The sequence below is a fragment of the Flavobacterium sp. genome (genome assembly GCF_013823965.1).
Taxonomy (GTDB): Bacteria; Bacteroidota; Bacteroidia; order Flavobacteriales; family Flavobacteriaceae; genus Flavobacterium.
The window spans coordinates 1-26,335 of the sequence record NZ_PNNA01000008.1; the positions used below are offsets into that span (position 1 = coordinate 1).

Consider the following 26,335-nt stretch of genomic DNA (forward strand, 5'->3'; position numbering starts at 1 on the left):
AATGAACATCAATCTAACGGCTAATTGGGACGGAACAGTCGAAAGCTTTCTTTGGAGTGCCGACGGCAAAAAAGTATATTTTCAAGCACCAATTGACGGAACAATCCAGCTATTTGAAGTAGATTTTCCAGGTTTGACCAAGAAATTACCACAAGTGATTCAACTGACAAAAGGGGATTTTGACGTTGCGGGTTTGGTGAGTCTTTCTGGCGATTCTATAATTGTTACTAGAACAGACATGAACCACGCAGCCGAAATTTATTCTTATAATCTAAAGAAAAAAACTTGGCTTCAACTGACAAAAATAAATGATGAAGCTTATTCAAAATTGTCATTAAGCAAAACCGAAAGACGATACGTCACCACAACCGACGGCAAAAAAATGTTGGTTTGGGTAGTGCTTCCTCCCAATTTTGATGCTTCAAAAAAATATCCAACGCTTTTGTATTGCCAAGGCGGACCTCAATCTCCTTTGACACAATTTTATTCTTTCCGTTGGAATTTATCCTTGATGGCAGCTCAAGGTTATGTGGTTGTCGCACCTAATCGTCGTGGAATGCCAGGTCACGGTGTAGAATGGAACGAGCAAATCAGTAAAGATTGGGGCGGACAAGTAATGGACGATTACCTTTCAGCAATTGATGATGTGGCCAAGGAAAAATATGTGGACAAAACTCGTTTAGGTTGCGTTGGAGCAAGTTACGGTGGTTATTCTGCATTTTATTTAGCGGGAATTCACAACAACCGATTCAAGACTTTCATTGCCCATGATGGTGTTTTCAATACGCAAAGCATGTTTGGAACCACCGAAGAAGTTTTCTTCAACTACTGGGATTTTGGCGGTGCTTATTGGGAAAAAGACAATGCAATTGCCCAAAAAACATATACAACATTTAATCCCGCCAGCTTTGTAGGGAAATGGAATGCGCCCATATTAATCATTCAAGGAGGAATTGATTTTAGGGTTCCAATTGGACAATCGCAAGAAGCGTTTCAAGCAGCGCAAATGTTAGGCTTAAAAAGTAGACTTCTCTATTTTCCAGAAGAAAACCACTGGGTTTTGAAACCTCAAAACGCAATGGTTTGGCAAAGAGAATTTTTCAAATGGCTGAAAGAAACTTTGTAGTAAAATTGTATAAAACCAAAAAATCCCGTCAAAATTACTTTTGACGGGATTTTTTTATATAAATAAAATCTAGTTTTTATTCTGGATCATTCATTTTGAAAGTATCCATAAAAGCTGTGGTATAATCTCCTGCGATGTAACGCGGATCATCCATCAACTGTCTGTGGAAAGGAATGGTTGTTTTGATTCCTTCAATCACGAATTCATCCAAAGCTCTCCTCATTTTGCTGATGGCTTCTTCACGGGTTTGCGCTGTCGTGATTAATTTGGCAATCATCGAATCATAATTTGGCGGAATGGAATAACCCGAGTAAACGTGGGTATCCAATCGCACTCCGTGACCTCCAGGCATATGAAGCGTAGTGATTTTTCCCGGTGAAGGTCTAAAATCATTGTACGGATCTTCGGCATTGATACGACACTCGATGGCATGCAATTGTGGCAAATAGTTTTTGCCCGAAATTGCAACTCCCGCAGCTACTGCAATTTGCTCACGAATCAAATCATAATCAATCACTTGTTCCGTAATTGGGTGTTCTACTTGAATACGGGTATTCATTTCCATAAAGTAGAAATTACGGTGTTTGTCAACCAAAAATTCCACTGTTCCAGCACCTTCATATTTAATAAATTCTGCCGCTTTTACGGCTGCCAGTCCCATTTTTTCACGCAATTCGTCGGTCATGAATGGTGAAGGAGTTTCTTCGGTCAGTTTTTGATGACGACGTTGTACGGAGCAATCTCTTTCAGAAAGATGACAAGCTTTTCCGTATGCATCACCAACTACTTGAATTTCAATATGACGTGGCTCTTCGATAAGTTTCTCTAAGTACATTCCGTCATTTCCAAAGGCTGCCGCTGATTCTTGGCGGGCACTTTCCCAAGCTTTTAGTAAGTCTTCCTCTTTCCAAACGGCACGCATTCCTTTTCCACCACCACCAGCTGTTGCTTTCAGCATAACTGGATAGCCCATTTCTTTGGCTAATTTTTGGGTTTGTTCGAATGATTCCAACAATCCATCAGAACCTGGAACACATGGTACTCCTGCTGCTTTCATGGTTGCCTTGGCCGAAGCTTTGTCTCCCATTCTGTCGATCATTTCTGGAGTGGCTCCTATGAATTTAATACCGTGTTCTTGACATATTTTTGAAAACTTTGAGTTTTCGGAAAGAAATCCATATCCAGGATGTATGGCGTCTGCATTCGTAATTTCGGCAGCAGCAATGATATTTGACATTTTCAAATAGGACAAGTTGCTTGGAGGTGGGCCAATACAAACTGCTTCATCTGCAAACTTCACGTGCAAACTTTCAGCATCGGCAGTAGAATAAACAGCCACAGTTTTGATACCCATTTCCTTGCAGGTTCTAATTATGCGAAGCGCAATTTCTCCTCTATTGGCTATTAGTATTTTTTTAAACATCTTTTAAAAATTAGAAGTTAGAAGTTAGAAGTTAGAAGTCAAGAATGCAATTGATTTAAATCTAAATGTTGATTAAGGTAAAAATCTGCAATCTAAAATCTGTAATCTAAAATCTTAAATTTATGACGGATCTACTAAAAATAATGGTTGGTCATATTCTACAGGCGACATGTCGTCAACTAAAATTTTGACAATTTTACCGGAAACTTCTGATTCTATTTCGTTGAATAATTTCATTGCTTCGATAACACAAAGTACATCTCCTTTGGCAATTGTGCTGCCTACTTCAACAAACATTGGTTTGTCTGGAGACGGTTTTCTATAGAAAGTTCCAATAATTGGAGATTTAATAGTGATGTAATTAGAGTTTTCTGCTACTGGAGCTGCTGCTACTGGAGCAATTTGTTGTGGAACTGCAACTTGCGGAAGAACCGGTTGGGCTGGCACTTGAACATAAGTAGCTTCGGTCACGTTTCCTTCTAAAGTTGTTCTAATGGTGATTTTAACATCATCCATCTCTAATTTAACTTCGGCAACTCCTGAATTTGCCACAAATTTGATTAGATTTTGAATTTCTTTTAAATCCATAATTATTATTTTTTAGTTTTAATTTATTATTTGTTGTAGGCCCATTTCAAGTAAATAGATCCCCAAGAGAATCCTCCTCCAAAAGCGGCAAATATAATTGTATCTCCTTTTTTAAATAAATGTTCGAAATCACTGAGAACTAATGGCAAAGTTGCAGAAGTTGTATTTCCGTATCTTTCTATGTTCATTAATACTTTTGAATCTTCTAAATCCATTCTACTGGCGGTTGCGTCGATGATTCGTTTATTGGCTTGATGAGGAACTAACCAAGCAATGTTATCATGGGTCAATTTATTCCTTTTCATGATCATTTCACAAGCATCTGCCATATAGGTCACAGCATATTTAAAAACTGATTTCCCGTCTTGGATGATGTTGTGCAGATTATCGACAACTGTTTTTTCTGAGGCTGGCAAAAGCGAACCTCCTGCAGTCATTTTTAAAAAATCCCTTCCGTCACCATCGGTTCTTAAATACTCATCTTGCAAACCTAATCCTTCGTAATTTGGTTCAAATAAAACTGCTCCGGCACCATCACCAAAAATGATGCAAGTAGATCGATCCGTGTAATCTACAATTGAAGACATTTTATCTGCTCCAATTAACAATACTTTTTTGTATCGACCTGATTCTATGTATGCTGCTGCTGTTGACATTCCAAACAAAAAACTGGAACAAGCGGATTGCAAATCGTAAGCAAAGGCATTTGTTGCTCCAATTTCTGTTGCGACATAAGCTCCGGTAGATGCTACAGGCATATCTGCAGTAGCTGTTGCCATAAGCAACAAATCTATTTCCAGCGGGTCAATATTTGCTTTTTTTATTAAATCCTGAGCGGCTTTTATGGCCAAAAAAGAGGTTCCTTTGGTGTCGTCTTTAAGAATTCTTCTTTCTTTTATTCCCGTACGAGCGGTTATCCACTCGTCATTTGTGTCAACCAAGGTTTCGAGAATTTTGTTCGTTAGCACGTAGTCTGGAACATAAGCTCCAACAGCTGTAATTGCGGCTGTGATTTTATTCATTGTACTCTTTTATTTTTTACCAAATGCCTGCATTTGAAAAATTGCTAAAGGACTCGAAAATTACAAAAAAAATTCTAATCCTTGTCTTTTTAATAATTCTTATTTAATGAAAATTATAAACAACAAAAAAACTCTCACAATGTGAGAGTTTGAATGTAATTTACAAAAACATATTAAGCAACAGCTACAGATTTATCTATAACAACTTGCCCTCTGTAATACATTTTTCCTTCGTGCCAGTAGGCTCTGTGGTATAAATGTGCTTCCCCGGTGATTGGGCAAGTAGCGATTTGCGCTACAGTAGCTTTATAATGTGTTCTTCTTTTGTCTCTTCTTGTTTTGGAGATTTTTCTCTTAGGATGCGCCATTTTACTATATTATTTATCCGTTAATAGTTGCTTTAATTTGTCCCAACGCGGGTCAATATTTTCTTCTTTTTGTTCTTTTTTATGCTCTTTTTTAAGTTCTTTAATTGTCAATTCTTTCAGTTTTGTCAAGGCTTCGGTATTTAAACTTCCATCTTTTACTCCTGGATGAACTCGTCTTAGAGGCACGGAAAGTACGATCATTTCATATATATATTGTGCAATATCTATTTGAAACTCTCCGTGCGGCAAAATGAGCAATTCTTCATTGTCATTATTGAAAACCTCTCCAAAACGCACAATTAATTTCATATTGCCTTTTATTGACAAATCAAACTCTTCGTTTGTCATGTCGCAAGGGACATTAACAGTTCCTTTATGCTTGAAAGCCAACTCTAATAGGGTGCTTTTTTTCTCTAAAACTACATTTACTTTGATATTTGAATTATTAAATTCGTGATAATCAAAGATTTCAAAGAACGCATTACTTATTTGATATTCAAAATGATGTTTTCCTAGCTTTAATCCTATAAAAGGAATTAAATATTCTTTTGTCTTGTTCATTTCAACAACAATTTGCCCTAAACTTCGGGAGTGCAAAGATATAAAATTATTGGAAATCTAATAATCTTATTCACCTTTTTTTGTTTATATCTATTTTTCTTTGGTTTTTAGGGGTTTTTGGCTGATTTCTGCATACTGGTTTCTCGAATTATAGATGTCAATCGCAAGATAAACAGCCTCTTTGAATGAATTATAATCCGCCACACCTTTACCGGCGATGTCGTAAGCAGTGCCGTGATCCGGCGAAGTTCTTATTTTATTCAATCCTGCCGTATAATTTACTCCATTGCCAAATGACAATGTTTTGAATGGAATTAATCCCTGATCGTGATAAGTAGCAATAACGGCGTCATATTTTTCATATTGATTGCTTCCAAAAAAACCATCGGCCGCAAAAGGCCCAAATACCAACGTTCCTTTTTCAAATATTTTTTTCAAAGCAGGTTTTAAAATCGCATCGTCTTCTTTGCCAATGACTCCACCATCTCCACAATGTGGATTCAGGCTCAAGACTGCAATTTTAGGTTTGTTGATGCTAAAATCTTGTACTAAAGAGTGCTTTATGGTTTCTATCTTTTTTACAATCAATTCTTCCGTGAGATTTGATGCCACTTCATTTAAAGGAACGTGATCCGTTAACAATCCCACTCTCAAATTGTCTTGAACCATCAACATTAAGGCGTTTCCTTCTAACTCTTGGTCTAAATAATCAGTATGTCCCGGGAATTTAAAATCTTCGGATTGAATGCTGTATTTGTTTATTGGAGCAGTCACCAATACATCTATAAGCCCTGATTTCAAGGCTTTAGTAGCAGCAACAAATGATTTTATGGCATATTTCCCAACCTTTTCGTTGTTGACGCCGAAATTTATTTCCACACCTTCTTGCCAAACATTTAAAACATTGATTTTACCCAAAACCACTTGATCCAGCCTGTCAATTCCATGAAGCATCAACGTAGATTCGAAACTCTTTTTTACAAATGAAAGAATTTTTACATTCGCAAAAATAACTGGCGTACACAATTCCAACATTCGAGAATCTTCAAATGTTTTTAGAATAACTTCGCTTCCAATACCGTTTAAATCTCCTATTGAAATTCCGACGATTATATTTTCTGCATTTTTTACCATGACATGACGTTATTTATTGCTAATTTTGAAGTGCAAATTTAGTAAAATAAAATAAGAAATGTTTACAGGAATCATAGAAACCCTTGGCACAATCCAAGAAATCAAAAAAGACAAAGACAATGTCCATATTACAATAGCGTCCTCCATTACCGATGAACTTCAAATAGACCAAAGCGTTGCCCATAACGGAATTTGCATGACCGTGGTCGCCATTGACAAAAACAGGTATACGGTAACTGCCATTGACGAAACCATCAAAAAAACAACTATTTCGCATTGGTTAACTGGAGATATAGTCAATCTTGAAAGGGCAATGAAATTAGGCGATCGATTGGACGGACATATTGTTCAAGGACACGTTGACCAAATAGGAAACTGCATTGTCGCAAAAGAAACCAACGGAAGCTGGTATTATACTTTTGAATATGATGAATCACTCCAAAACATAACCATCGAAAAAGGATCCATTACCGTAAACGGGGTAAGTTTAACTGTGGTAGATTCAAAAAAGAACGAATTTAGCGTCGCCATTATTCCTTATACTTTTGAACACACTAATTTTAAAAACTTCAAAGTGGGCACAAAAGTAAACCTTGAGTTTGACGTGATTGGCAAATATGTTTCCAGATTGTATGCCAATAAATAGAAGCATTTAGAAGATAAAAACAAAAGCTCCAGTTTTAAATTGGAGCTTTTGTTTTTAATTGATGTCTGTAAATTATGTAAATTCCCAACAGTATTGCCCCTATTACCAAAACAAAAATATTTTCGTCAATGGGTAAACCTGGCGGCGAAGGGGGTTTCCTGTAAACTGGTGGTGGCGGTTTTGGTACTGCAAAAGCCATTGTAACACCCAAAAGGCATATAATCACAAAAAAAAGCTTGCTTGCAATAATCTTCATATTGTATTTAAAAAATAGATCTTTTTTTTTACAAAGAAACAAATAGGTTAACGCAATCAATAACTTATAATTCCTTGAAATAGTGTCCACAAAGTTATTTATATTTTATAACGAAACAATTTTTTAATCGACATAAACACTTTTTTAATCGACAAACCGTTTAATTTCTTACTAAATATAAAAAAACCCTGCAATTCAATGAATTTGCAGGGTTTTACGTGGTCCCACTTGTACTCCATATATTTTTATCAAATTTTATCTTATTTTCCCGTATTTATTGACTTTAAGAGCCAAAAACATTGGGTTTGTGATAAGATGAAATCAAATAAAAAACAATGAAATAAAAAAAATTCGTCCCCTGATTCGTCCCCTATTGTATTTTTTTATAACTTTGTTTTATGTCAAAAGCAAAGTTTATCTTAAAAGAACCAACCTCTAAAAGCGATACTTTAATTTATCTGCTGTACAATTACCAATATAGTAGATTCAAGTATTCCACAGGGGAACATATAAATCCAAAAAATTGGAATCCTAAAGCACAACGCGCCAAAGAAACAAAATCTTTTCCAGAATACCCTGAATTTAACACTCGTTTAGATTTAATTCAAAATGCAATTAATAATGCTTTTCGAAAATTATTAAATGATGGAATTGAGTTAAGTAATGCAAATATAAAAAATGAATTAGAAGCAATATTAAAAGGAAAAATTCCAAAAAGAAAAAAACAAACTTTATTACATTTTATTGAAAGCTATATTAATGAATGTTCAACAATTAAAAGAGAAGGCACAATAAAAGCATACAAAACGACTCAAAAATATTTAATTGAATATTCTTCTATATTTAAACCAATAGATTTCGATAGCATAACTTTAGAGTTTTATAATAATTACACTTCATTTTTATATAAGGAGCATTCTTTGTCTGCCAATACTGTCGGAAAACATATTAAAACAATTAAAACTTTTTTAAATGAAGCTACAGAACGAGGAATAAATAAAAATATTGAGTTCCGAAAAAAGAAATTTAAAACTATTCGAGAAGATTCTGATAGCGTATATTTAACCATTAAAGAATTGGAAAGCATTGAAAAATTAAATTTGGCTTCAATACCTCGATTAGATAAAGTGAGGGATTTATTTTTAATAGGTTGCTTTACTGGTTTGCGTTTTTCAGATTTTACACAAATAAAATCAGAAAACATAAATATGGAAAAATCCATACTTCAAATTAGAACTCTCAAAACAAGTGAAAGAGTTACTATTCCAATACATAAAACAGTTAGAGCCATTATTCAAAAATATGATTTTAAACTCCCAAAATCATATACTAATCAAGTAATGAATAAATATATAAAAGATGTAGCTGAATTAGCTAAAATAAAGGAACAAACCGAAACAACAATAACAAGAGGTGGAAATGTTGAAAAATCTGTTTTACCTAAATATAAATTAGTTACAACTCACACCGCTAGAAGAAGTTTTGCAACAAATCTTTTTTTAGCAGATGTACCGAGTATTTCTATAATGAAAATAACAGGGCATAGAACAGAACGTTCATTTATGCAGTACATAAGAATATCTCAAGAAGAAAATGCTGACAAATTATTAACACATCCATTCTTTAACTAATGAAAATAAACTCTTTTTCTCAATTTCAAAACAAGTTCAATTCTGTATTTGAAAAATCCAATAAACAAAAATTTGTTATCGATAATGAAATAAGTGCAGTAATCAATTATGTGAATACTATTCCAAATTACGGTTCGTTTCGAAAGCCAGTTGAATCTACATTTAAAAACAAAACAACCCAAATATTTGAGCTGGAAATTCCTGTTTTATTGCGAAGTTTATTTAGTGAATCTTTTAATCAATTTATATTGGGCGGAAATTATAAAAACAAAAGATTACATTCAGATACCGACGAAATATTTATGATTAAAGAAGAAACTACTATTCAATCTTATGAATTTTCCGAATATTATAAATGGCTAAATGAACTTCTTTTAGTTCCACAAAAAGCACAAAAAAAGAGCGTTCTTTCTCATAAACAAAAATTACTAGCATTACATTATTTAGGATTAGATACGAGTAAATACGACAATACTAAGATTGCAAAAATTTTATCAGAAATTCTAGATTTAAGCGAAGATAATACAAGGCAATACCTCTCATATGTTACTGCAGGGAAAAATGATGTCAGAACAAAAAACAATCTTGAAAAAGTAAATCAACTATTTGAAAATCAAGGAATAACTGACGTAAGTAATGCTATTAAAAAAGACTTAGAAAAACTGTAATATAAGATTGTAGTTACTACAGCAACTACTACTCGCTCCACTTCATCACATCTTTGCCATTATAAACTTAAATACAGTAAAATAATGGCAAATTTAACATTCAACACATTTGAATTATCAGACTTTGAAAATGCAATAAACAAAGCATTTGAAAGAGCAATTAAAGAATTCTCAAATCCATCAAAAAAAACAGATTCGGATTTAAAATCGAGAAAAGAAACTGCAAGAATTCTTTCTATTTCACTCCCTACACTTCATCTTTTTACTAAAGAAGGAATCATTCGTGCTTATCGCATTGGAAATAGAGTTCTCTATAAACAAGAAGATATAGAAAACGCTCTATCAGTTATTGTTACACCCAATAAAAGAGCTCAACGATAATGGAAACTAAAAAAAATGACTACTCGGTAATTGTATTCTTTGAAAACGAACCGAAACCAAAAAAGTGGAACTATGTTCATAAGCTAAATGGCTTTTCAATGTTCCTGAACAAAGAGCATTCAAGTTGGGCTTATATGAATGTTTATGAACGCAGAACAGGCAAATATCTTAAACGATTCCATAAGGGAAATTTTGTACCTCCATTCATCTAAACAACCCTTTTTTTTTAACCTTTAAATATAACAACCTTCAATAATAACTTTTAATAAATAACCTTTTAATGGTTTTAATTAAAGTACAACGATTCAGATTATGATAGTCAAAAACACATACGGTACAAGTGTAGCTTTTTCGGTTCGAGAGTTCGGGGTAATTCCCAAAGAAGAGTTCACAGGTTCAGCACTACAAAGAAAAAAACAAACTCCAGAAGATAAAGAGAAGAAGAAGAAAGAAAAAAAACCTGCTATTGATAAACTAGTAAAACTTCGATTTCTGTCCAGACGGTCAAAGCAAAAAATCAGAAAAAAACTAATTTGTTTTGCGAGATGCTACAAAAGATTAAGCTTTGTAACTCTCACATTTTTAAATAAAGTAACCGATAAACAAGGTGTAGATTTACTTCGAAAATTCATAGATAACGCAAAAAAGCGAAGTGAGAATTTCCAATACATTTGGGTAGCTGAACGACAAACTAAAAATGATGCTTTTAAGGGGAATATCCACTTTCATATGATAACCAACAAATATTGGAAAATTGAAAAGTGGTGGAATTACTGGCTCGATTTACAGCAGAAAAACGGAATCGTGCCAAGAGATGAAAATTACAAACCGTCTTCGGCGTTTGATGTAAGACAACTAAATTCAAATAATATTAGGTCAATAGCTTCCTATGTTACTAAATACGTAACAAAGAACAATGATAAATTTGATTGTCAGGTTTGGAACTGCTCAAGACAAGTTTCGGAGCTTTACACGGATTTTTATACAGATTCTAGCTTTGTGGATGAGTTCAAAAAATTAGACGCCATACTCAAAGAATTTGAGGTTAAGGATTTTCTTAACAGACCAATCCTCAATGTCAAAATGATAAACTTAAATAGACAAACTTTGAAGTTATACAAGCGATTGGATGAAAAGAATAAAGCTGAAAATATTTCAACAAAAAATGTATAAAATAAAATACATTATTTTAAGTACTTTTACAGTAAAAATATAAAAAATGTCCAGCAATATTGATTTACTTTTCAACAAATTAAACGGAAAATACTTTAACAATTTCATAAATAAAAGAGATAAAATAACAAGCGAAGAAGACCTTAGAGTAGCTTTCTCCACTTTGATAAATTTTATTTGCATTGAAAACAACATCTTAATACCTCAAGAAAATCACGAATATAGTGTCTATAAAGGGCGGATTGATTCACTTTATGGAGAAATTATTTTAGAATATAAATCCCCAAACCTTTTAGCTTTTTCAAATTCAAATGTAAAAAATTCTAAAGCTATTGAACAAGTCCAAAGACATTTAACAGGAATTGAAAAAAAACAAAAAAAAAATAGTAATAGATTTTTAGCAATTATTTTCGATGGTTATAAAATAATTTTTGTCAGGAGAAGAAATAACATTTGGGATATTGAAGAGCCAATTGAAGTTAATGAAACTAACTTTAAATTACTCTTACAAAGAATTTTTTCTCTTGGATTAAATGGCAAAGCTTTAATCATTGATAATTTAGTAAATGACTTTAGTATTTTGTCAACTGATGTAATTAATGACATAAAAAAAATTCTTCTTAATTTTATTAATACGGATGACAAGAAAGTAATACTTCTGTATGAACAATGGAAAATTTTATTTCGTGAGGTTTGTGGATACGAATTTGACACAAAAAAAATAGAGATTCAGAAACTTCTTAAAACATTCAATATCAATGATGAAGAAATAGATCTTTCAAAAATAATATTTGCCATTCATACTTATTATGCTTTATTTATTAAATTATTAGGCGCTGAAACTCTTACTTATTTTAGACATAGAGAAAAAAGTTTTTTAGGTAATTTAAATCTAAACAACTTGAAACCAAGTATTGAATCATTAGAAAATGGGAATGTATTTAAATACGAGGGTATAAATAACTTTAATGAAGGAGATTTTTTCAGTTGGTATTTATTATCGTGGGATGATGAAATAAAATCAGTAACCCAAAACTTGATATCAAAATTAAAAAACTATGACTTTAGCTCTTTAAACTTAGAACCCAAAGAAGCAAAAGACTTAATAAAGAATATTTATCATTATCTACTACCACAAGAACTCAGACACAAACTTGGAGAATATTATACACCTGATTGGTTAGCAGAATTTGTAATTAATAAATTAGAAATTGATTTCTCAAAAGAAAACAGAATATTAGACCCTACTTGTGGTTCGGGTACTTTTTTAACTTTAGTAATTGATAAAATTAAGAGGGATGATTCCATTTCAAAAAAAAACAAACTACAAATTATTTTAGATTCGGTCATAGGAATTGATTTAAATCCATTAGCTGTAATTTCAGCCAAAACTAATTATATAATTGCTTTGTCTGAATACTTAATTAATATTGATGAAAATGGTATTGATATTCCTGTTTATTTAAGTGACTCGTTATTAGCTCCTTTAGAATTTAAAGTTGACTCTAAGGAATTTTATTCTTTGCCAACAAAAGTTGGAGTTTTTAAAATCCCTATTTCATTGATAAAAACAAATTCATTAAATATCTTTTTGAATCTAATTATTGATTGTATTGATATTGAAATAGAACTAAGTGACTTCAAAACAAAATATTATGCTTTAGGTTTAGATTTATCAAAATCAGATAATGAAATTATATTTGAATTTTATGATATGCTTTTAGATTTAGAAAAAAGAGGCTTAAACGGCATATGGGCAAAAATTATTAAAAATATTTTTGCTCCTGCTTTCTTTAAAAAATTCGATTATATTGTTGGAAATCCGCCTTGGATAAATTGGCAGAGTCTACCTGAAGAATACAGGAATTCTATAAAAAAATATTGGGATGACTACAAAATATTTTTACATAAAGGTTTAACTGCAAGATTAGGTTCAGCTCACGACGACATATGTGTCCTTCTAACGTATGTCGTAATGGATAAATACCTAAAAAATAATGGTAAATTAGGTTTTGTTCTACCACAAAACCTAATTCAATCATCTGGTGGTGGCGACGGTTTTAGACGTTTTCAAATAAAAGATGATGATTATGTTAAAGTTTTAAAAGTTGATGACTTTTCTTTAGTAAATCCTTTTTCTGATATTGGTGCCACAAATAAAACCGCAACAATTATATTAAAAAAAGGAGAAAAAACCTCCTATCCTGTTGATTACACAAAATGGTATAAAAATACCAAAGGAAGTATTCAATCTGACCAACCATTAAATGCAATTATACCTCTTTTAAATTTTAAAAATTTTGTTGCAGAACCAATTAAAGATGAAAAAGCCAATTCATCTTGGTTTATTTCCGAAAAAGATAAAATTAAAAAACTTAAGAATCTGGTTGGTAATTCTAATTATCGAGCAAGAAAAGGTGTTGATTTTAGTTTAAATGGGCTATATTGGGGAAATGTCTCAAAAACAAATAAGAACGAAATTGTTTTGTTTAAAAACGTAAATGATGGTGGAAAAAAAAGTGTAAAACAATATGAAGCACCAATTGAAGATTCATTAATATTTCCTATCCTTCGAGGCAAAGAAGTAAGTAGATGGAAAGCAGAACCAAAATATTCAGCTATTATTCCATATACATCTAATGGAAAGTGTATTTCAACAGATAATTTAAAAATAAATTATTCAAATACTTACAAATTCTTTTATAAAACTGATAATGAAATCATTGAACTTATTAAAAACAGAGGTATATATCAGAAGCATTTAAAAAATGCTAAAATACCAATACATGGTTTATATAACATTGGCGAATATACATTCAGTCCTTATAAAGTTGTATGGAAAGCTTTAGCAAGTGGTATGATTTCAAGCGTAATATCATCAAAAAAACAAGGCAATGAAATCGGGAAATTAATCATTCCTGACCATAATCTTTTGATGATTCCTTTTAGTGATAAATTAGAAGCTAACTATTTATGTGGTGTTTTGAATAGTAAAATAATAAATGATTTTGTAACTTCTTATATATCTTGGTTTTATTCAAGTCATATTTTAGAGCATATTAATATTCCTGATTTTGATAAAAATAATCTTAATCATATCGAAATAGCAAAAATTTCAGTTTTAGCTCACGAAAAAGGAAAACTTTCTGAAAAAGAGCAGATGAATTTAAATGAGTTAGTTGAAAAGATAATATAAGTAAAACATCTGCTCACAACTGTTTTAAGGTTTTGCGGGTTCAGGTATTTTCCGAAACATCTTATATAATTTTAAGATTTGTGTTTCTTTTTTGATTGTATGGTTTTAAAAATTGCAAAATGTTAAAGTGGCAAAATATTAAATAAACCTGTTATAGAGAATTTTTATTAGAATTATATAAAATACTTCAACAAAATCTACCTTAATTCGTCCCCTCATTCGTCCCCTAAAAATAAAAAAGCCTCATAAACGATTAGTTTACAAGGCTTTTTAAGTTTAAATCGTGGTCCCACTTGGAATCGAACCAAGCACCTACTGATTATGAGTCAGTTGCTCTAACCGAATGAGCTATAGGACCTTCTAAGAGGTTACAATATTACTACTATTTTTAATTTGATGCAACTATTTTTGAACTAGTTTTTTAACGAATTATAATATTGAAACGTTTTAGATAAAAAACAACTGATAATTAGAATACTATCAAAAAAAGCTTCTTTGAAAATTGTATCATGGCATTTCTTGACACAATTCTATCAAAACTCCATTGGTGCTTTTTGGATGTAAAAAAGCAACCCACTTATTATCGGCTCCTTTTTTTGGAGTTTCATTTAAAACGACAAAACCTTCTTTTTTTAAACGAGCTATTTCCGATACAATATCTTCGACATCAAAAGCAATATGATGAATTCCTTCTCCTTTTTTTGCAATAAATTTTGCGATAGGGCTTTCGGGATTTGTGGCTTCTAGAAGTTCTATTTTGTTTGGACCGCTCATAAAAAAAGCAGTTTTCACTCCTTCGCTGGCAACTTCCTCTTCTTTATACGCCGGTGTCCCAAAAAGTTTTTCATAAACTAGCGCAGCATCTTCTATACAATTGACCGCGATTCCTATGTGTTCGATTTTTTTCATTGTTTAACTATTTTTCCAAGTAGACCAAATGATGTTTAATTTTAATGTAAATATAATTAAAATTAGGCGCTTAAAATTGCTGTTTTCATAGCTTTAAATAAAATCTAATTAATTGAAACGATTAAACTTTGCACCTTTGCGCCTTTGCGGCTCTAAAAAAATTGTATTTTTGCACAATGGAAACAAATAGACAGAAAAAAATAGGCGGTGTTATCCAAAAAGATTTGGTTGACATCCTACAAGGTGAGGTGAGAAAAAATGGACTTACCAATTTGATAATTTCGGTATCCAAAGTTAGCGTAACTACGGACTTGTCTGTGGCAACGGTATATTTAAGCATCTTTCCACAAGAAAAAGCCCAAGAAACATTGGTGGCAATCAAAACAAATTCCAAATTAATCAAACACGATTTGTCGCAAAGAGTGCGCTTGCAATTAAGGAAAGTGCCTAATTTGGTATTCTTCATAGACGACTCATTAGATTATATTGAAAAAATTGACAATGCGTTGTCCAACAAAGAAAATCCTATTGAAAACCGTGATCTTTTAGAAAAACGCAGACTATCCTAAATTGAATTTCCCTCTTTACATAGCCAAACGTTATATTTTCAGCAGCAGTAAAAACAATGCCATCAATATAATCAATCGCATTGCCAGTATGGGAATAATCGTTGGCGCAATGGCTTTGTTCATTTTTCTATCCGTTTTTAGCGGCTTGAAAGTATTCACGCTTTCCTTCTCCAATGACATTGATCCTGACTTAAAAATCAGCCGTACTTTAGGAAAATCTTTTTTCATTTCACCCCTTCAAGAAAAACAAATCAAGGAAATTGACGGTGTTGTGTCCTACAGTAAAATAATAGAAGAACGCGTTTTGTTTATTTTCAACGAAAAACAGGAAGTTACTTACTTGAAGGGTGTTGACCCAAATTTTAGTAAAGTAAATGCCATCCAGAAAAAACTTTTCAATGGACAATGGCTAAAAAAAGACACCTACCAAGTGGTTGTAGGCTATGGAATTGCCGATAAATTTTCGATGGGATTGCTTGATTTCAACAATCCTCTGGAAGTTCTGGTGCCAAAACCAGGAAAAGGCACTATTGAAAATCCCGAAGAAGCTTTCAATAAAGAAGTAGTCATTCCCGTGGGAATTTATGCCATCAGCGAAGACCTGGATTCTAAATATGTTTTCGCCGATTTAGGCTTGGCCCAGGAATTATTGAAATACAAACCCAACCAAATTTCCGGAATTGAAGTCAAAATAAAAAAAGATGCCGATGAAAATGCCATTGTAAACAAACTGCAAAACATTTTCAACAACAAAATCACGGTAAAAAACAGGGCACAACTCAACGAGTCCTTGTACAAAATGCTGAACACCGAAAACATTGCCGTTTATCTCATATTTACCTTGGTGATTATTATTGCCCTTTTCAACCTGATTGGCGCACTGATCATGATGATATTGGACAAAAAAGGAAACCTGAGAACGCTATTGAATTTAGGAAGTGAAATCAAGGATTTACGCAAAATATTTCTATTGCAAGGAACATTAATAAGTATTTTTGGAGGAATAATAGGTTTAACTTTAGGAATCATAATCATACTATTGCAGCAACATTATGAACTAGTAATGATTACGCCAACACTAGCTTATCCAGTGGTTTTTAGCATAGAAAACGTATTGATTGTCTTGGCAACCATTGTATCGCTTGGTTTCATTGCTTCGCTGATTGCAAGTAGCAGAGTGAGCCAGAAGTTATTGGATTAAAAAAACAGGAATTCCACTAATTTGCATGAACTAAAGATGTGAAATTCGTATCTAAACTACATCACCTCATACCCCGAATAAGCTTCTTCGATCTCATTCAAATGGGCGAATAATTCTTCTGGTTTGTCGAGAGTTACCAATTTTTGCCTGAAGGTTTTAAAAGAATGAATTCCTTTGAAATAATTGGTATAATGCGGACGAGTTTCCACAATACCGAGTCGTTCGCCTTTCCATTCCATTGCCCAAGTCAAGTGGTTTCGAACTGCTTCGACCCTATCGGCAACGGTGGGTTTTGCCAAATGTTCCCCCGTTTTGAAGTAATGTTTGATTTCGTTGAAAATCCACGGATAACCAATGGCGGCCCGACCAATCATAATTCCATCGATGCCGTATTCGTTCTTGTAATGCAAAGCTTTTTCGGGCGAATCGATGTCGCCGTTCCCGAAAATAGGCATCGTGATTCTGGGATTATTTTTTACTCTTGCAATGTGCGACCAATCGGAATGGCCTTTGTACATTTGGGCTCGGGTTCTGGCGTGGATGCTCAAAGCGGCTACGCCAATATCCTGCAAGCGTTCGGCAACCTCATCAATGTTGATGGAAGTATCGTCCCAACCCAAACGGGTTTTTACGGTTACTGGCAAATGTGTGCTGTCGATAACAGCTTGCGTTAAGCGAATCATCAAATCGACATCTTTCAATACTCCGGCTCCGGCTCCTTTGCAAACGACTTTCTTTACAGGACAACCAAAATTGATGTCAATTAAATCCGGATTTACCGTGGAAACAATTTTGGAAGAAAGCGCCATTGCTTCTTCATCACCTCCAAAAATCTGGATGCCAACAGGTCTTTCGTAATCGAAAATATCCAATTTCATTCGGCTTTTGATGGCGTCGCGAATTAATCCTTCGGAGGAAATAAATTCGGAATACATCAAATCGGCTCCGTGCTGTTTGCACAATCTACGAAATGGCGGATCGCTCACGTCTTCCATCGGTGCGAGAAGTAACGGAAAATCAGGAAGTTCTATGTTGCCTATTTTTATCAAGGGTAATTTTTTTGCAAAGATAGCTGATTTAAGAGAATAGAAAAAAGATAAAAGAACAAAGACTTGGGCACAGTTATTTGAAACTGTTGAATTTAAACTATATTTGCAGATTAATTGCGTGCGCGTGAGGGATTGCAGAGGAAATCCTTTTTCTTTTTCCTTTAAAAAGAAAAAGATTGTAACGAAAAGCCCGACCCTTGTGGTCACGCCCAAACTTCGACTGCGCTCAGTTGAACATAAATTGACAAAAACAGAGAATGAAACACATAAGAAATTTTTGCATTATTGCACACATTGACCATGGTAAAAGTACATTGGCTGACCGATTATTGGGGGCAACCCAAACGGTAACTGCCCGTGAAGAAAAAGCGCAATTGCTTGACAATATGGACTTGGAGCGCGAACGTGGGATTACCATAAAAAGTCACGCCATCCAGATGGAATACAAATATAAGGGCGAGGATTACATCCTGAACTTGATTGACACTCCCGGCCACGTGGATTTTTCATACGAAGTTTCACGATCGATTGCAGCTTGTGAAGGAGCACTTTTGATTGTGGATGCTGCCCAAAGTATTCAGGCACAAACGATTTCGAATTTGTATTTGGCTTTGGAAAATGACTTGGAAATTATTCCGGTTTTGAATAAAGTCGATTTGCCGAGTGCGAATCCTGAAGAAGTAAGCGACGATATTATTGATTTATTGGGATGTAAACTGGAGGATATTATTCACGCTTCGGGAAAAACTGGTTTTGGTGTCGAAAATATTTTGGCTGCCATTATCGAAAAGATTCCTGCGCCAAAAGGAAACAAAGACGAACCATTACAAGCTTTGATTTTTGACTCCCATTACAATCCATTTCGTGGAATCGAGGTTATTTTCCGTGTGAAAAATGGTGAGATTAGAAAAGGTCAAAAAATCAAATTTATGGCCACGGGCAATGAATATTTTGCTGATGAAGTAGGAACTTTGAAATTAAACCAAGTTCCGAAAAACGTGATTTCGACTGGCGATGTAGGATATTTGATTTCAGGAATTAAAGAGGCGAAAGAAGTAAAAGTGGGTGATACACTTACGGATGCGAAAACGCCAACAACGAATATGATTACGGGTTTCGAAGATGTGAAACCAATGGTTTTTGCCGGGATTTATCCAGTGGACACCGAAGATTTCGAGGAATTACGTGCTTCGATGGAAAAACTGCAATTGAACGATGCTTCGTTGGTGTTTACTGCCGAAAGTTCTGCCGCTTTAGGTTTTGGTTTCCGTTGCGGATTCTTGGGAATGTTGCATATGGAAATCATCCAAGAAAGATTGGAACGCGAATTCGATATGACCGTGATTACTACCGTTCCCAACGTTTCGTATTTGGCTTACACCAAAAAAGAACCGGAAGTTGGTTTCATAGTTAACAATCCATCGGATTTACCGGAACCATCAAGATTAGATCGCGTTGAGGAACCTTACATCAAAGCAACTATCATTACCAAGTCGGATTTTGTGGGCAACGTAATGAGTTTATGTATCGAAAAACGTGGAATTATCACCAATCAAACCTATTTGACTACTGAAAGAGTGGAATTGAATTTCGATATGCCATTGGCCGAAATCGTGTTCGATTTTTATGATAGATTGAAAACCGTTTCCAAAGGATATGCTTCATTTGATTATTCTCCAATCGGGATGCGTACTTCCAAATTAGTAAAATTGGACGTTTTATTAAATGCCCAATCCGTGGATGCACTATCGGCTTTAATTCACGAAAGTAATGCTTACAACATTGGTAAAAAAATGTGCGAGAAATTGCGTGAGTTGATTCCGAGACAACAATTTGACATTCCGATTCAGGCGGCGATTGGAGCCAAAATCATTGCCCGTGAAACGATAAAAGCCTTGCGTAAAGACGTTACCGCCAAATGTTATGGTGGAGATATTTCCCGTAAACGTAAATTGCTCGAAAAACAGAAAAAAGGCAAAAAACGTATGAGACTGGTTGGAAATGTTGAGATTCCACAAGAAGCGTTTATGGCTGTTTTGAAGTTGAATGATTAGATTTTAGACTTATAGATAATAGACGGATAGATAATAGAGAAAACCTGATGATGAAAATTGTCAGGTTTTTTTAATCTCATTTTTTCTGCAACCACCCAAACAATCGCTTTGCATCTTCCAATTTAAACAATTGCGTTCCTTCATTCATTGTTGCCGCCGAACCGCAGGCAACGCCCCATTGCACGACTTCTTTCAGGCTTTTATTTTGTTGGGATAATGCCCAAGTCATTGCGCCCACCATACTGTCTCCTGCTCCAACGGTACTTTTTTTGGCCACATTGGGAGCTGGCACAAACTCGGTTTGGGTTGCCGTCACGAGAACTGCTCCTTGTGGACCAAGAGAAACCACAATGATTTCGGCACTGCCTTTTGCAATTAATGTTTGGGCTGCGTCAACCACTTCGTCCATTTCCAATCTTTCGACACCGATTAATTTGGCCAATTCCCCGACATTCGGTTTTATCAAATAAACGCCTGTATCCAAGACTTTTTGCAAAGCTTCTCCCGAAGTGTCCACGATTATTTTTGCACCTGATTCTTTGGCTAAATTGGCAATGTTTTTATAATAATCCGTTGGCAAGCCTTCGTTTAAACTGCCGCTCAATACCAAGAATTTGGGTTTTAATTTCTGAATGGTTTGAATAATCTCCTTTTTTTCATCTTCTGAAATTGGCGAACCCGAAAAACCAAAACGATATTGGGAATTGGTATTGTCGTCAACCGCCACGAAACTTTCCCTAGTCCAATTGGTCGTTTTGACGGCTTTGAAAGTAATGGATTCTTTTTCAATCAATTCTTCCAACATTGAACCGATTGCCCCGCCAGAAGTAAAAACACAAAACGATTCGCCTTCCAATCGGGCAATGGCTTTAGAAACATTGATTCCGCCACCGCCAGCATCATATCGGGGTTCCTCGCAACGAATTTTTTGTTCCGGAACCAATCCCTTAAAATGGGCAGTTTTGTCTAAAGCTGGATTGACGGTAAGCGTAACGATATCGAATGGTTTCATTTTCTAATTTTTGAGTGGCATAAATTTAGGAATAAATAAAATGACAGAATCGAATCTCATTTTTTATTTCACAAAAGCTTTCTGTTCTTCGTACCTTTGCCTCTTTAAAAAACAAATCACGATGATCGAAGATAAAACTCCACAACGAACCAGTATTGCCCAATTGGGCGAATTTGGATTGATAGACCATTTGACCAAAAACTTTGAAATTAATCAAGAATCAACGCTGAAAGGAATTGGCGACGATGCGGCAGTTTTGGATTTCAAGGACAAAAAAACGGTAGTTTCTACCGATTTGTTGATTGAAGGCGTTCATTTCGACTTGGCTTATATGCCTTTGAAACATTTGGGTTACAAAGCAGTCGTGGTCAACGTTTCGGATATTTGTGCGATGAATGCCAAAGCGACCCAAATCTTGGTTTCGATAGCGGTTTCCAATCGTTTTCCGCTTGAAGCTTTGGAAGAATTATTTGCTGGAATCACTCTTGCCGCCAATGAATACAAGGTGGACGTCATTGGTGGCGACACCACTTCTTCCCAAAAAGGAATGATTATCAGCATTACCGTTATTGGCGAAGCAAATGAAGATGAAATCGTGTACAGAAACGGTGCCGGTCAAACGGATTTATTGGTCGTAACCGGTGATATTGGCGCTGCTTATATGGGATTGCAGGTTTTGGAAAGAGAAAAACAAGTTTTCCAGGTAAACCCCAATTCGCAACCTGATTTGGATGCTTACACGTATTTAATAGAACGTCAATTAAAACCGGAAGCTCGCAAAGACGTTCGTACTTTGTTGCATGCCTTGGAAATAAAACCAACCGCAATGATTGACATTTCAGACGGATTGTCTTCCGAGATTATGCACATTTGCAAACAATCGAAAGTGGGTTGCAATTTATACGAAGACAAATTGCCGCTTGACCCACAGTTTATGAATGTTTGCGAAGAATTCAATTTGGATGCCACAACCGTGGCCATCAATGGTGGCGAGGATTATGAATTATTGTTCACCATCAAAATGGAGGATTTTGACAAGATAAAAGGAAATCCAAATTTTTCGATTATTGGACATATGACCCAGGAAAGCGAAGGAATTCATTTGGTGACTCGAGCCAATACCAAAATCCAGCTAAAAGCTCGCGGCTGGGATGCTTTGAGTGAAGAATAAATTTCAACAAATAAAAAAACGGCACTTTATTGAAGTGCCGTTTTTTTATAATCTTATTTTAAAATTTAAAATAGCAAGCCTTTGTTTTTGGCTTCTCTAACTAATTCTATATCACTTTCGTCGTCAATATTCAATAATTTTTTCAGGTTTAATTTCCTCTTTTCAATGGCTTCTAAAGATATTGGAATGTATTGTGTAATGTCTTTTGTCTTGGTACCCTTTGATATATGAAACAGAATTTGTTTGTCGAACAAGTCAATTTCTATGATTTCTGACTGGGCCAAATCTATCATTTTTTGAATAGACTGACTGTAATATATTTCGTTTTTTAATACTTTGTCAAAACCAAAAAGCAACTCATCAAACGTTAAATCATTTTTAATTACTAATCCCCTCGGATTTATTGTATCGATAATATTCTTTATTTTTAATAATTCCGTGTACATCGTAAGCAAAATAACTTTGCAGTTCGGCATAAATTCCATTAATAATTTTGCCAAATCTTCGCCGGAATGAAGTCCTTTTTCTTCATAAGGCGGCATACTTATATCTAAAAATGCAATGTCAAATAAAGCCGTTTCGGGATTGGTGATAATGTTATATGCCGATTTACAGTCATTGGCTTGTTCTATAATAAATTCAAATTGATCTGGATTGTATCTTGTGATGGCATTTTTGTAGCCTTGTATGATAAAAGGATGATCGTCAACTATTAAGATGTTGTTTTTAATTGTTTCGGATGTTGAATCAATTGCCATTTGTTTGATTTTTATTATTGTCGTTATATTGGAACTCTAACTGTAATGATTGTTCCTTCTCCTTTTCTTGATTTTATTTCAAATATTCCGTTGCATTCATTGATTCTGGAAAGCATGTTTTGCAAACCAATTCCTTTTTTTGCTTTGTTTACATTAAACCCTATTCCGTCGTCACTTATTTGCAAAAACAAATTATCAAATTCTTTTTTGAATTCTACCGTCACTGTGCTGGCATTGGCATATTTATTAATGTTTTGAAGTGACTCCTGAATGATTCGATATAAATTAATTTTATTGGCATTACTCATTGATTCCCATTTAATGTTTGAATCAATGCTTGAGACTAATTTTGATTTAAAAGTTTTCTTTTGATCTTCGAATAAATTGTCTACAATGGCAACGAAGTTATTAATTAATTCTGATTTTTCCCTATTCAAGTCGTGTGAAATTTCCCGAATATCTTGTTCTATATTTTTCAATTCTGTTAAGTAACTGTCTCTTTGATGAGAAGCACTTTCATCATGAATTTTATTCAAACTGTCCAAGTTCATCCTTACCCCAAACATCCTTCCAAGGACGCCGTCATGTAATTCTTGGGCAACACGTTTTTTCTCTTTAATCCTGATGGTCTCTACGTTGCTTTGTTGCGAAATCATTAAATTATAGATTTCTTCATTCACTTTTTGCTGCTCTTGTTTGAACAACAATTCCCTGTTTTTTGCCTTTTGTGCTTTGATTATATAAAGAAACATCCCTAGAATTAAAATAGAGCCAAAAACATATACCAAGTTCCTGTTTTGGGTTGTTAAATCGGTATTCTCTTGTTTAATTTCATCGGTTTCATATTCTATACGAGAGAACTTATCGGCAATATTTCGATCTGCTTTTTGCAAACTATCGTTGATATGAATATACTCTTTGTTATAAATAGCAGCTTTCTTTGGCTCTATAACCGCCAATTGTTTGAGAGGCAACAAAACATTTCTAGCGTTATTAGAATTGCGAGCAGTAGCTAATGCTTCATTAGAGTATTGAGTTGCTTTTACTGTGTCTTTTTTAGATGCAAAATATTCCGACAAATGGATTTTTGTAGTAATAATACCTGTTGTTAATTGCAAGCTATCTCTTAATCTTAGAGATTCGTAAAACAGTTTTGGTAAATCTTTGTTCTCATTAATTTTGTAACGAGAATATCCCAAATTATCCAATAACATTGCATATAAAGATATTTTGTACAAAATTAATTCCTTTTTTTGTTTCAGACCTTCTTGAAAATAAGGAATTGCCTTTTTATGCTGATTCAAGTTTTGATAAACAAAACCCATATTATTCAAAGATGTAGGCTTTGATTGAAACTCCACAGGCATTGTATTTGCGTTTATACTATTTAGTGCTTTTGTATGGTAATCAATAGCTTTATCATATTCGCTAAGCTCATTATACACAGACCCTAAAAGGTTATACGATTCATATTCTAAATCGTTTGTTTTTTCTTCTTTGATAACTCGCAAGGCTTTGAAAACGGATATTTCACTTCCCAAAAAATCACTTTCGTTAAATTGCAATAAAGCGATGTTTAATCTAGTTCTTGCCGCATTGTAATTGTCTTTAAGATTAAGGTATAATTTCTCCCCTTTAAAAAAATACATAAAAGCACTATCTGAAATCCCTTGAGACCCATAATAATCTCCTAAATAAGTGTAAGCTTTAGCAGTGTTTATAGTGTCCTTGCTTATTTTTGATTTTTCTAAAACAAGTTGCACCGTTTCTTTATATTCCTTCCAATTGTTAATATTATAATAGCGATTAGCAACCCGGAACAAATTCACTCGATTCATCGAATCGTTTGGCTGATCGATAATGATAGCAAATGCTTTTTGTATGTATTCCTGCCTTTTTTTTTGAGGCGAGTTAAAATCATTTGCTTTTGATAAATATGTAGAAAGACTGTCTTCCGATGTAGCGTCAGTTTGAATTGCTTCGTTTTTCTTAGTACAAGCAAAGAATGTAATCAGCAGCAAAAATATTATGTAGCAAAAATTTTTCAATAGTTCTTCATGAATTTCACCAAAAATACTAAAATAAAACTATTGACATAAAAAAAGGCTATCAAAAAATTGATAGCCTAAGTATATATAAATTAAGTTTAACTAAAACTTTTATATTATTAGTCCAGTTTTACATTACCGCCAACACTTTGATTACCAGCGGCATCTAATTTCACATTTCCTCCGACGCTTTGGTTTCCGGCAGCATCAAGTTTCACATTACCACCAACACTCTGGTTACCAGCAGCGTCTAGTTTTACATTACCACCAACACTTTGATTACCTGCAGCTTGAACAGCAGTGTTATTTACAGTTGCTTTAGTCGTTTCTGGTGTAGTGAATGAAGTTAATATCATTACCAATGATAATAGTCCAAATGATAATATTGCTTTTTTCATAATATGGGGGTTTTTTATATTGTTATTTTGATTTTACGTTAACTATATGACTTGTGGGTAACACATAATCACGGTGTAAAACTACACAGCATATCTTGATTTTTGTAGTAAAAATGGGCGTTTGTGGTAGAATGCAGTTGTTTGATAGTGAATGACCATCAAATTAGGGTAGATGATTATTTTTTAAATTTCTAGGTAATTGCCGTTGGCAAAATCAGAGATTATGACATCCACATTTGCCTTGTAAGACTTGGAAAACGGGATTTTTACGGTGGTGTTTTTAATATAACACACCGCATTACCAGTATGGATTCTGGAAATACAATTGCGATTTACAATATAACTGTTGTGGATTCTAACAAAAGGATGAGGCAATATTCCTTCAAAATGCTTCAATGTCTTGAAAGCCGTTATCATTTCACCGTTATTGAGGTGAATATCCGTTGAATTATTGTCGGCTTGGAAATAACAAATATCCCTGGCGTCAATATACCGATAATCACCATAGGATTTGATACACAACACAAGGGGTTGCTCAATACTTGGAATTCTTTCTTGCAGTAATGACTCTTGGAATTGCTCTTCAACAGGAGGCTTTGGCGCCATATCCAAAAGAGGTGTTTGCACCAAGAAAGCTTCGTCTTCGCCAAGTGATTTCTTTAATTTCAAAAGTGATTTTACCAAATCAATACGTTGCACTGGCTTGAGCACATAATCAGCCACTTCATATTGTATGGCTTCGAAAGCCAAATCTTTCTTTGAAGTTGTAATAATAATTTTAGGAATTACTTTCAAATACCGATACAATTCATTGATAAGTGCCAATGACAAATTACTTGTTGTATCGACTGGGTCAATTTCGAGAAAAATTAATTTTGGCGTGTGTTCCAATATTAGATTTAAACCCTCCACATAATTATTGGCTGAAGCCACGAAGACCAGCTCCGAAAAACCATCAGCAATAGCTTGAGTCTTCAAAACACTTTCTTGATT

Annotated in this window: 25 protein-coding genes and 1 tRNA gene; 11 read left to right on the forward strand and 15 right to left on the reverse strand. The window is 34.1% G+C overall.

Annotation, left to right across the window (positions count from 1 at the left end):
* Positions 1–1,126 (forward strand): alpha/beta fold hydrolase (locus C0430_RS00840; RefSeq protein ID WP_290864429.1); only part of this gene is annotated, 1,126 nt, incomplete at its 5' end.
* 76 nt (positions 1,127–1,202) lie between these two features.
* Here C0430_RS00840 and accC read toward each other — a convergent pair.
* From accC to pdxA, 6 genes are all read right to left on the reverse strand, one after another.
* On the reverse strand, positions 1,203–2,549 hold the full coding sequence (gene accC / locus C0430_RS00845; protein WP_290864431.1) for an acetyl-CoA carboxylase biotin carboxylase subunit: 1,347 nt from the start codon (positions 2,547–2,549) through the stop codon (positions 1,203–1,205).
* A gap of 120 nt (positions 2,550–2,669) precedes the next feature.
* Positions 2,670–3,137 carry an acetyl-CoA carboxylase biotin carboxyl carrier protein gene (gene accB / locus C0430_RS00850; protein ID WP_290864433.1) on the reverse strand — a complete coding sequence of 156 codons (468 nt, stop codon included), beginning with the start codon at positions 3,135–3,137 and terminating at the stop codon, positions 2,670–2,672.
* Between the two features lie 26 nt (positions 3,138–3,163).
* Positions 3,164–4,159 (reverse strand): beta-ketoacyl-ACP synthase III, encoded by a 996-nt coding sequence (locus C0430_RS00855; protein WP_290864435.1) that lies wholly within the window; start codon positions 4,157–4,159, stop codon positions 3,164–3,166.
* A gap of 173 nt (positions 4,160–4,332) precedes the next feature.
* The gene (gene rpmF / locus C0430_RS00860; RefSeq protein ID WP_007137315.1) at positions 4,333–4,527 is read right to left on the reverse strand and encodes a 50S ribosomal protein L32; all 195 of its coding nucleotides are present in this window, start codon (positions 4,525–4,527) and stop codon (positions 4,333–4,335) included.
* Positions 4,528–4,536: 9 nt separating this feature from the next.
* A complete protein-coding gene (locus C0430_RS00865; protein WP_290864477.1) occupies positions 4,537–5,088 on the reverse strand; it encodes a DUF177 domain-containing protein in 552 nt (183 codons plus the stop codon).
* 90 nt (positions 5,089–5,178) lie between these two features.
* On the reverse strand, positions 5,179–6,222 hold the full coding sequence (gene pdxA, locus C0430_RS00870) for a 4-hydroxythreonine-4-phosphate dehydrogenase PdxA (protein ID WP_290864479.1): 1,044 nt from the start codon (positions 6,220–6,222) through the stop codon (positions 5,179–5,181).
* 58 nt (positions 6,223–6,280) lie between these two features.
* Here pdxA and C0430_RS00875 point away from each other — a divergent pair, with 58 nt between their 5' ends.
* Positions 6,281–6,868 (forward strand): riboflavin synthase, encoded by a 588-nt coding sequence (locus C0430_RS00875; RefSeq protein WP_290864481.1) that lies wholly within the window; start codon positions 6,281–6,283, stop codon positions 6,866–6,868.
* 34 nt (positions 6,869–6,902) lie between these two features.
* Here C0430_RS00875 and C0430_RS00880 read toward each other — a convergent pair whose 3' ends face one another.
* The gene (locus C0430_RS00880) at positions 6,903–7,067 is read right to left on the reverse strand and encodes a hypothetical protein (protein WP_290864484.1); all 165 of its coding nucleotides are present in this window, start codon (positions 7,065–7,067) and stop codon (positions 6,903–6,905) included.
* A 455-nt stretch (positions 7,068–7,522) separates the two neighbouring features.
* On the opposite strand from C0430_RS00880, the gene C0430_RS00885 reads away from it, so the two are divergent.
* From C0430_RS00885 to C0430_RS00905, 5 genes are all read left to right on the forward strand, one after another.
* Positions 7,523–8,755 carry a site-specific integrase gene (locus C0430_RS00885; protein ID WP_290864486.1) on the forward strand — a complete coding sequence of 411 codons (1,233 nt, stop codon included), beginning with the start codon at positions 7,523–7,525 and terminating at the stop codon, positions 8,753–8,755.
* Positions 8,755–9,423, forward strand: coding sequence for a hypothetical protein (locus C0430_RS00890; protein ID WP_290864488.1), 669 nt, complete (start codon positions 8,755–8,757; stop codon positions 9,421–9,423). The genes C0430_RS00885 and C0430_RS00890 overlap by 1 nt, the downstream gene beginning before the upstream one ends.
* Before the next feature lie 84 nt (positions 9,424–9,507).
* The gene (locus tag C0430_RS00895) at positions 9,508–9,804 is read left to right on the forward strand and encodes a helix-turn-helix domain-containing protein (protein WP_290864490.1); all 297 of its coding nucleotides are present in this window, start codon (positions 9,508–9,510) and stop codon (positions 9,802–9,804) included.
* 312 nt (positions 9,805–10,116) lie between these two features.
* On the forward strand, positions 10,117–10,977 hold the full coding sequence (locus tag C0430_RS00900) for a hypothetical protein (RefSeq protein ID WP_290864493.1): 861 nt from the start codon (positions 10,117–10,119) through the stop codon (positions 10,975–10,977).
* Positions 10,978–11,023: 46 nt separating this feature from the next.
* A complete protein-coding gene (locus C0430_RS00905) occupies positions 11,024–14,173 on the forward strand; it encodes an N-6 DNA methylase (RefSeq protein WP_290864495.1) in 3,150 nt (1,049 codons plus the stop codon).
* 284 nt (positions 14,174–14,457) lie between these two features.
* On the opposite strand, the gene C0430_RS00910 is transcribed toward C0430_RS00905, so the two are convergent.
* Both C0430_RS00910 and mce read right to left on the reverse strand, forming a co-directional pair.
* A tRNA-Ile gene (locus tag C0430_RS00910) sits at positions 14,458–14,531 on the reverse strand.
* Positions 14,532–14,680: 149 nt separating this feature from the next.
* Positions 14,681–15,082 carry a methylmalonyl-CoA epimerase gene (mce, locus tag C0430_RS00915; RefSeq protein ID WP_290864497.1) on the reverse strand — a complete coding sequence of 134 codons (402 nt, stop codon included), beginning with the start codon at positions 15,080–15,082 and terminating at the stop codon, positions 14,681–14,683.
* Between the two features lie 176 nt (positions 15,083–15,258).
* Here mce and rbfA point away from each other — a divergent pair, with 176 nt between their 5' ends.
* A complete protein-coding gene (rbfA, locus tag C0430_RS00920) occupies positions 15,259–15,651 on the forward strand; it encodes a 30S ribosome-binding factor RbfA (protein ID WP_290864499.1) in 393 nt (130 codons plus the stop codon).
* Position 15,652: 1 nt separating this feature from the next.
* Positions 15,653–16,852, forward strand: a complete 1,200-nt coding sequence (locus tag C0430_RS00925; RefSeq protein WP_290864501.1) for an FtsX-like permease family protein — start codon at positions 15,653–15,655, stop codon at positions 16,850–16,852.
* Between the two features lie 56 nt (positions 16,853–16,908).
* On the opposite strand, the gene dusB is transcribed toward C0430_RS00925, so the two are convergent.
* Complete coding sequence (dusB, locus tag C0430_RS00930) at positions 16,909–17,901, reverse strand: tRNA dihydrouridine synthase DusB (RefSeq protein WP_290864503.1); 993 nt, start codon at positions 17,899–17,901, stop codon at positions 16,909–16,911.
* A 257-nt stretch (positions 17,902–18,158) separates the two neighbouring features.
* On the opposite strand from dusB, the gene lepA reads away from it, so the two are divergent.
* Positions 18,159–19,955, forward strand: a complete 1,797-nt coding sequence (lepA, locus tag C0430_RS00935) for a translation elongation factor 4 (protein WP_290864505.1) — start codon at positions 18,159–18,161, stop codon at positions 19,953–19,955.
* Between the two features lie 76 nt (positions 19,956–20,031).
* On the opposite strand, the gene C0430_RS00940 is transcribed toward lepA, so the two are convergent.
* Entirely contained in the window at positions 20,032–20,967 is a 936-nt protein-coding gene (locus C0430_RS00940) for a 1-phosphofructokinase family hexose kinase (protein ID WP_290864507.1), read from the reverse strand.
* A gap of 121 nt (positions 20,968–21,088) precedes the next feature.
* Here C0430_RS00940 and thiL point away from each other — a divergent pair, with 121 nt between their 5' ends.
* Positions 21,089–22,138 (forward strand): thiamine-phosphate kinase, encoded by a 1,050-nt coding sequence (gene thiL, locus C0430_RS00945; protein WP_290864509.1) that lies wholly within the window; start codon positions 21,089–21,091, stop codon positions 22,136–22,138.
* A 65-nt stretch (positions 22,139–22,203) separates the two neighbouring features.
* Here the strand turns inward: thiL and C0430_RS00950 are convergent, their stop codons facing one another.
* From C0430_RS00950 to C0430_RS00965, 4 genes are all read right to left on the reverse strand, one after another.
* The gene (locus C0430_RS00950) at positions 22,204–22,896 is read right to left on the reverse strand and encodes a response regulator (protein WP_290864511.1); all 693 of its coding nucleotides are present in this window, start codon (positions 22,894–22,896) and stop codon (positions 22,204–22,206) included.
* A gap of 23 nt (positions 22,897–22,919) precedes the next feature.
* Positions 22,920–24,917: a tetratricopeptide repeat-containing sensor histidine kinase gene (locus C0430_RS00955; protein WP_290864513.1), complete on the reverse strand. Its 1,998-nt coding sequence runs from the start codon at positions 24,915–24,917 to the stop codon at positions 22,920–22,922.
* Positions 24,918–25,063: 146 nt separating this feature from the next.
* Entirely contained in the window at positions 25,064–25,342 is a 279-nt protein-coding gene (locus C0430_RS00960) for a 3-oxoacyl-ACP reductase (protein WP_290864515.1), read from the reverse strand.
* 183 nt (positions 25,343–25,525) lie between these two features.
* On the reverse strand, positions 25,526–26,335 hold an 810-nt coding region (locus C0430_RS00965; RefSeq protein ID WP_290864517.1), incomplete at its 5' end, for a LytTR family DNA-binding domain-containing protein.

Coding starts and splice junctions, on each gene's coding strand:
- accC (WP_290864431.1), bottom strand. CDS start 2,549: ATGTTTAAAAAAATACTAATAGCCAATAGAGGAGAAATTGCGCTTCGC.
- accB (WP_290864433.1), bottom strand. CDS start 3,137: ATGGATTTAAAAGAAATTCAAAATCTAATCAAATTTGTGGCAAATTCA.
- C0430_RS00855 (WP_290864435.1), bottom strand. CDS start 4,159: ATGAATAAAATCACAGCCGCAATTACAGCTGTTGGAGCTTATGTTCCA.
- rpmF (WP_007137315.1), bottom strand. CDS start 4,527: ATGGCGCATCCTAAGAGAAAAATCTCCAAAACAAGAAGAGACAAAAGA.
- C0430_RS00865 (WP_290864477.1), bottom strand. CDS start 5,088: ATGAACAAGACAAAAGAATATTTAATTCCTTTTATAGGATTAAAGCTA.
- pdxA (WP_290864479.1), bottom strand. CDS start 6,222: ATGGTAAAAAATGCAGAAAATATAATCGTCGGAATTTCAATAGGAGAT.
- C0430_RS00875 (WP_290864481.1), top strand. CDS start 6,281: ATGTTTACAGGAATCATAGAAACCCTTGGCACAATCCAAGAAATCAAA.
- C0430_RS00880 (WP_290864484.1), bottom strand. CDS start 7,067: ATGGCTTTTGCAGTACCAAAACCGCCACCACCAGTTTACAGGAAACCC.
- C0430_RS00885 (WP_290864486.1), top strand. CDS start 7,523: ATGTCAAAAGCAAAGTTTATCTTAAAAGAACCAACCTCTAAAAGCGAT.
- C0430_RS00890 (WP_290864488.1), top strand. CDS start 8,755: ATGAAAATAAACTCTTTTTCTCAATTTCAAAACAAGTTCAATTCTGTA.
- C0430_RS00895 (WP_290864490.1), top strand. CDS start 9,508: ATGGCAAATTTAACATTCAACACATTTGAATTATCAGACTTTGAAAAT.
- C0430_RS00900 (WP_290864493.1), top strand. CDS start 10,117: ATGATAGTCAAAAACACATACGGTACAAGTGTAGCTTTTTCGGTTCGA.
- C0430_RS00905 (WP_290864495.1), top strand. CDS start 11,024: ATGTCCAGCAATATTGATTTACTTTTCAACAAATTAAACGGAAAATAC.
- mce (WP_290864497.1), bottom strand. CDS start 15,082: ATGAAAAAAATCGAACACATAGGAATCGCGGTCAATTGTATAGAAGAT.
- rbfA (WP_290864499.1), top strand. CDS start 15,259: ATGGAAACAAATAGACAGAAAAAAATAGGCGGTGTTATCCAAAAAGAT.
- lepA (WP_290864505.1), top strand. CDS start 18,159: ATGAAACACATAAGAAATTTTTGCATTATTGCACACATTGACCATGGT.
- C0430_RS00940 (WP_290864507.1), bottom strand. CDS start 20,967: ATGAAACCATTCGATATCGTTACGCTTACCGTCAATCCAGCTTTAGAC.
- thiL (WP_290864509.1), top strand. CDS start 21,089: ATGATCGAAGATAAAACTCCACAACGAACCAGTATTGCCCAATTGGGC.
- C0430_RS00950 (WP_290864511.1), bottom strand. CDS start 22,896: ATGGCAATTGATTCAACATCCGAAACAATTAAAAACAACATCTTAATA.
- C0430_RS00960 (WP_290864515.1), bottom strand. CDS start 25,342: ATGAAAAAAGCAATATTATCATTTGGACTATTATCATTGGTAATGATA.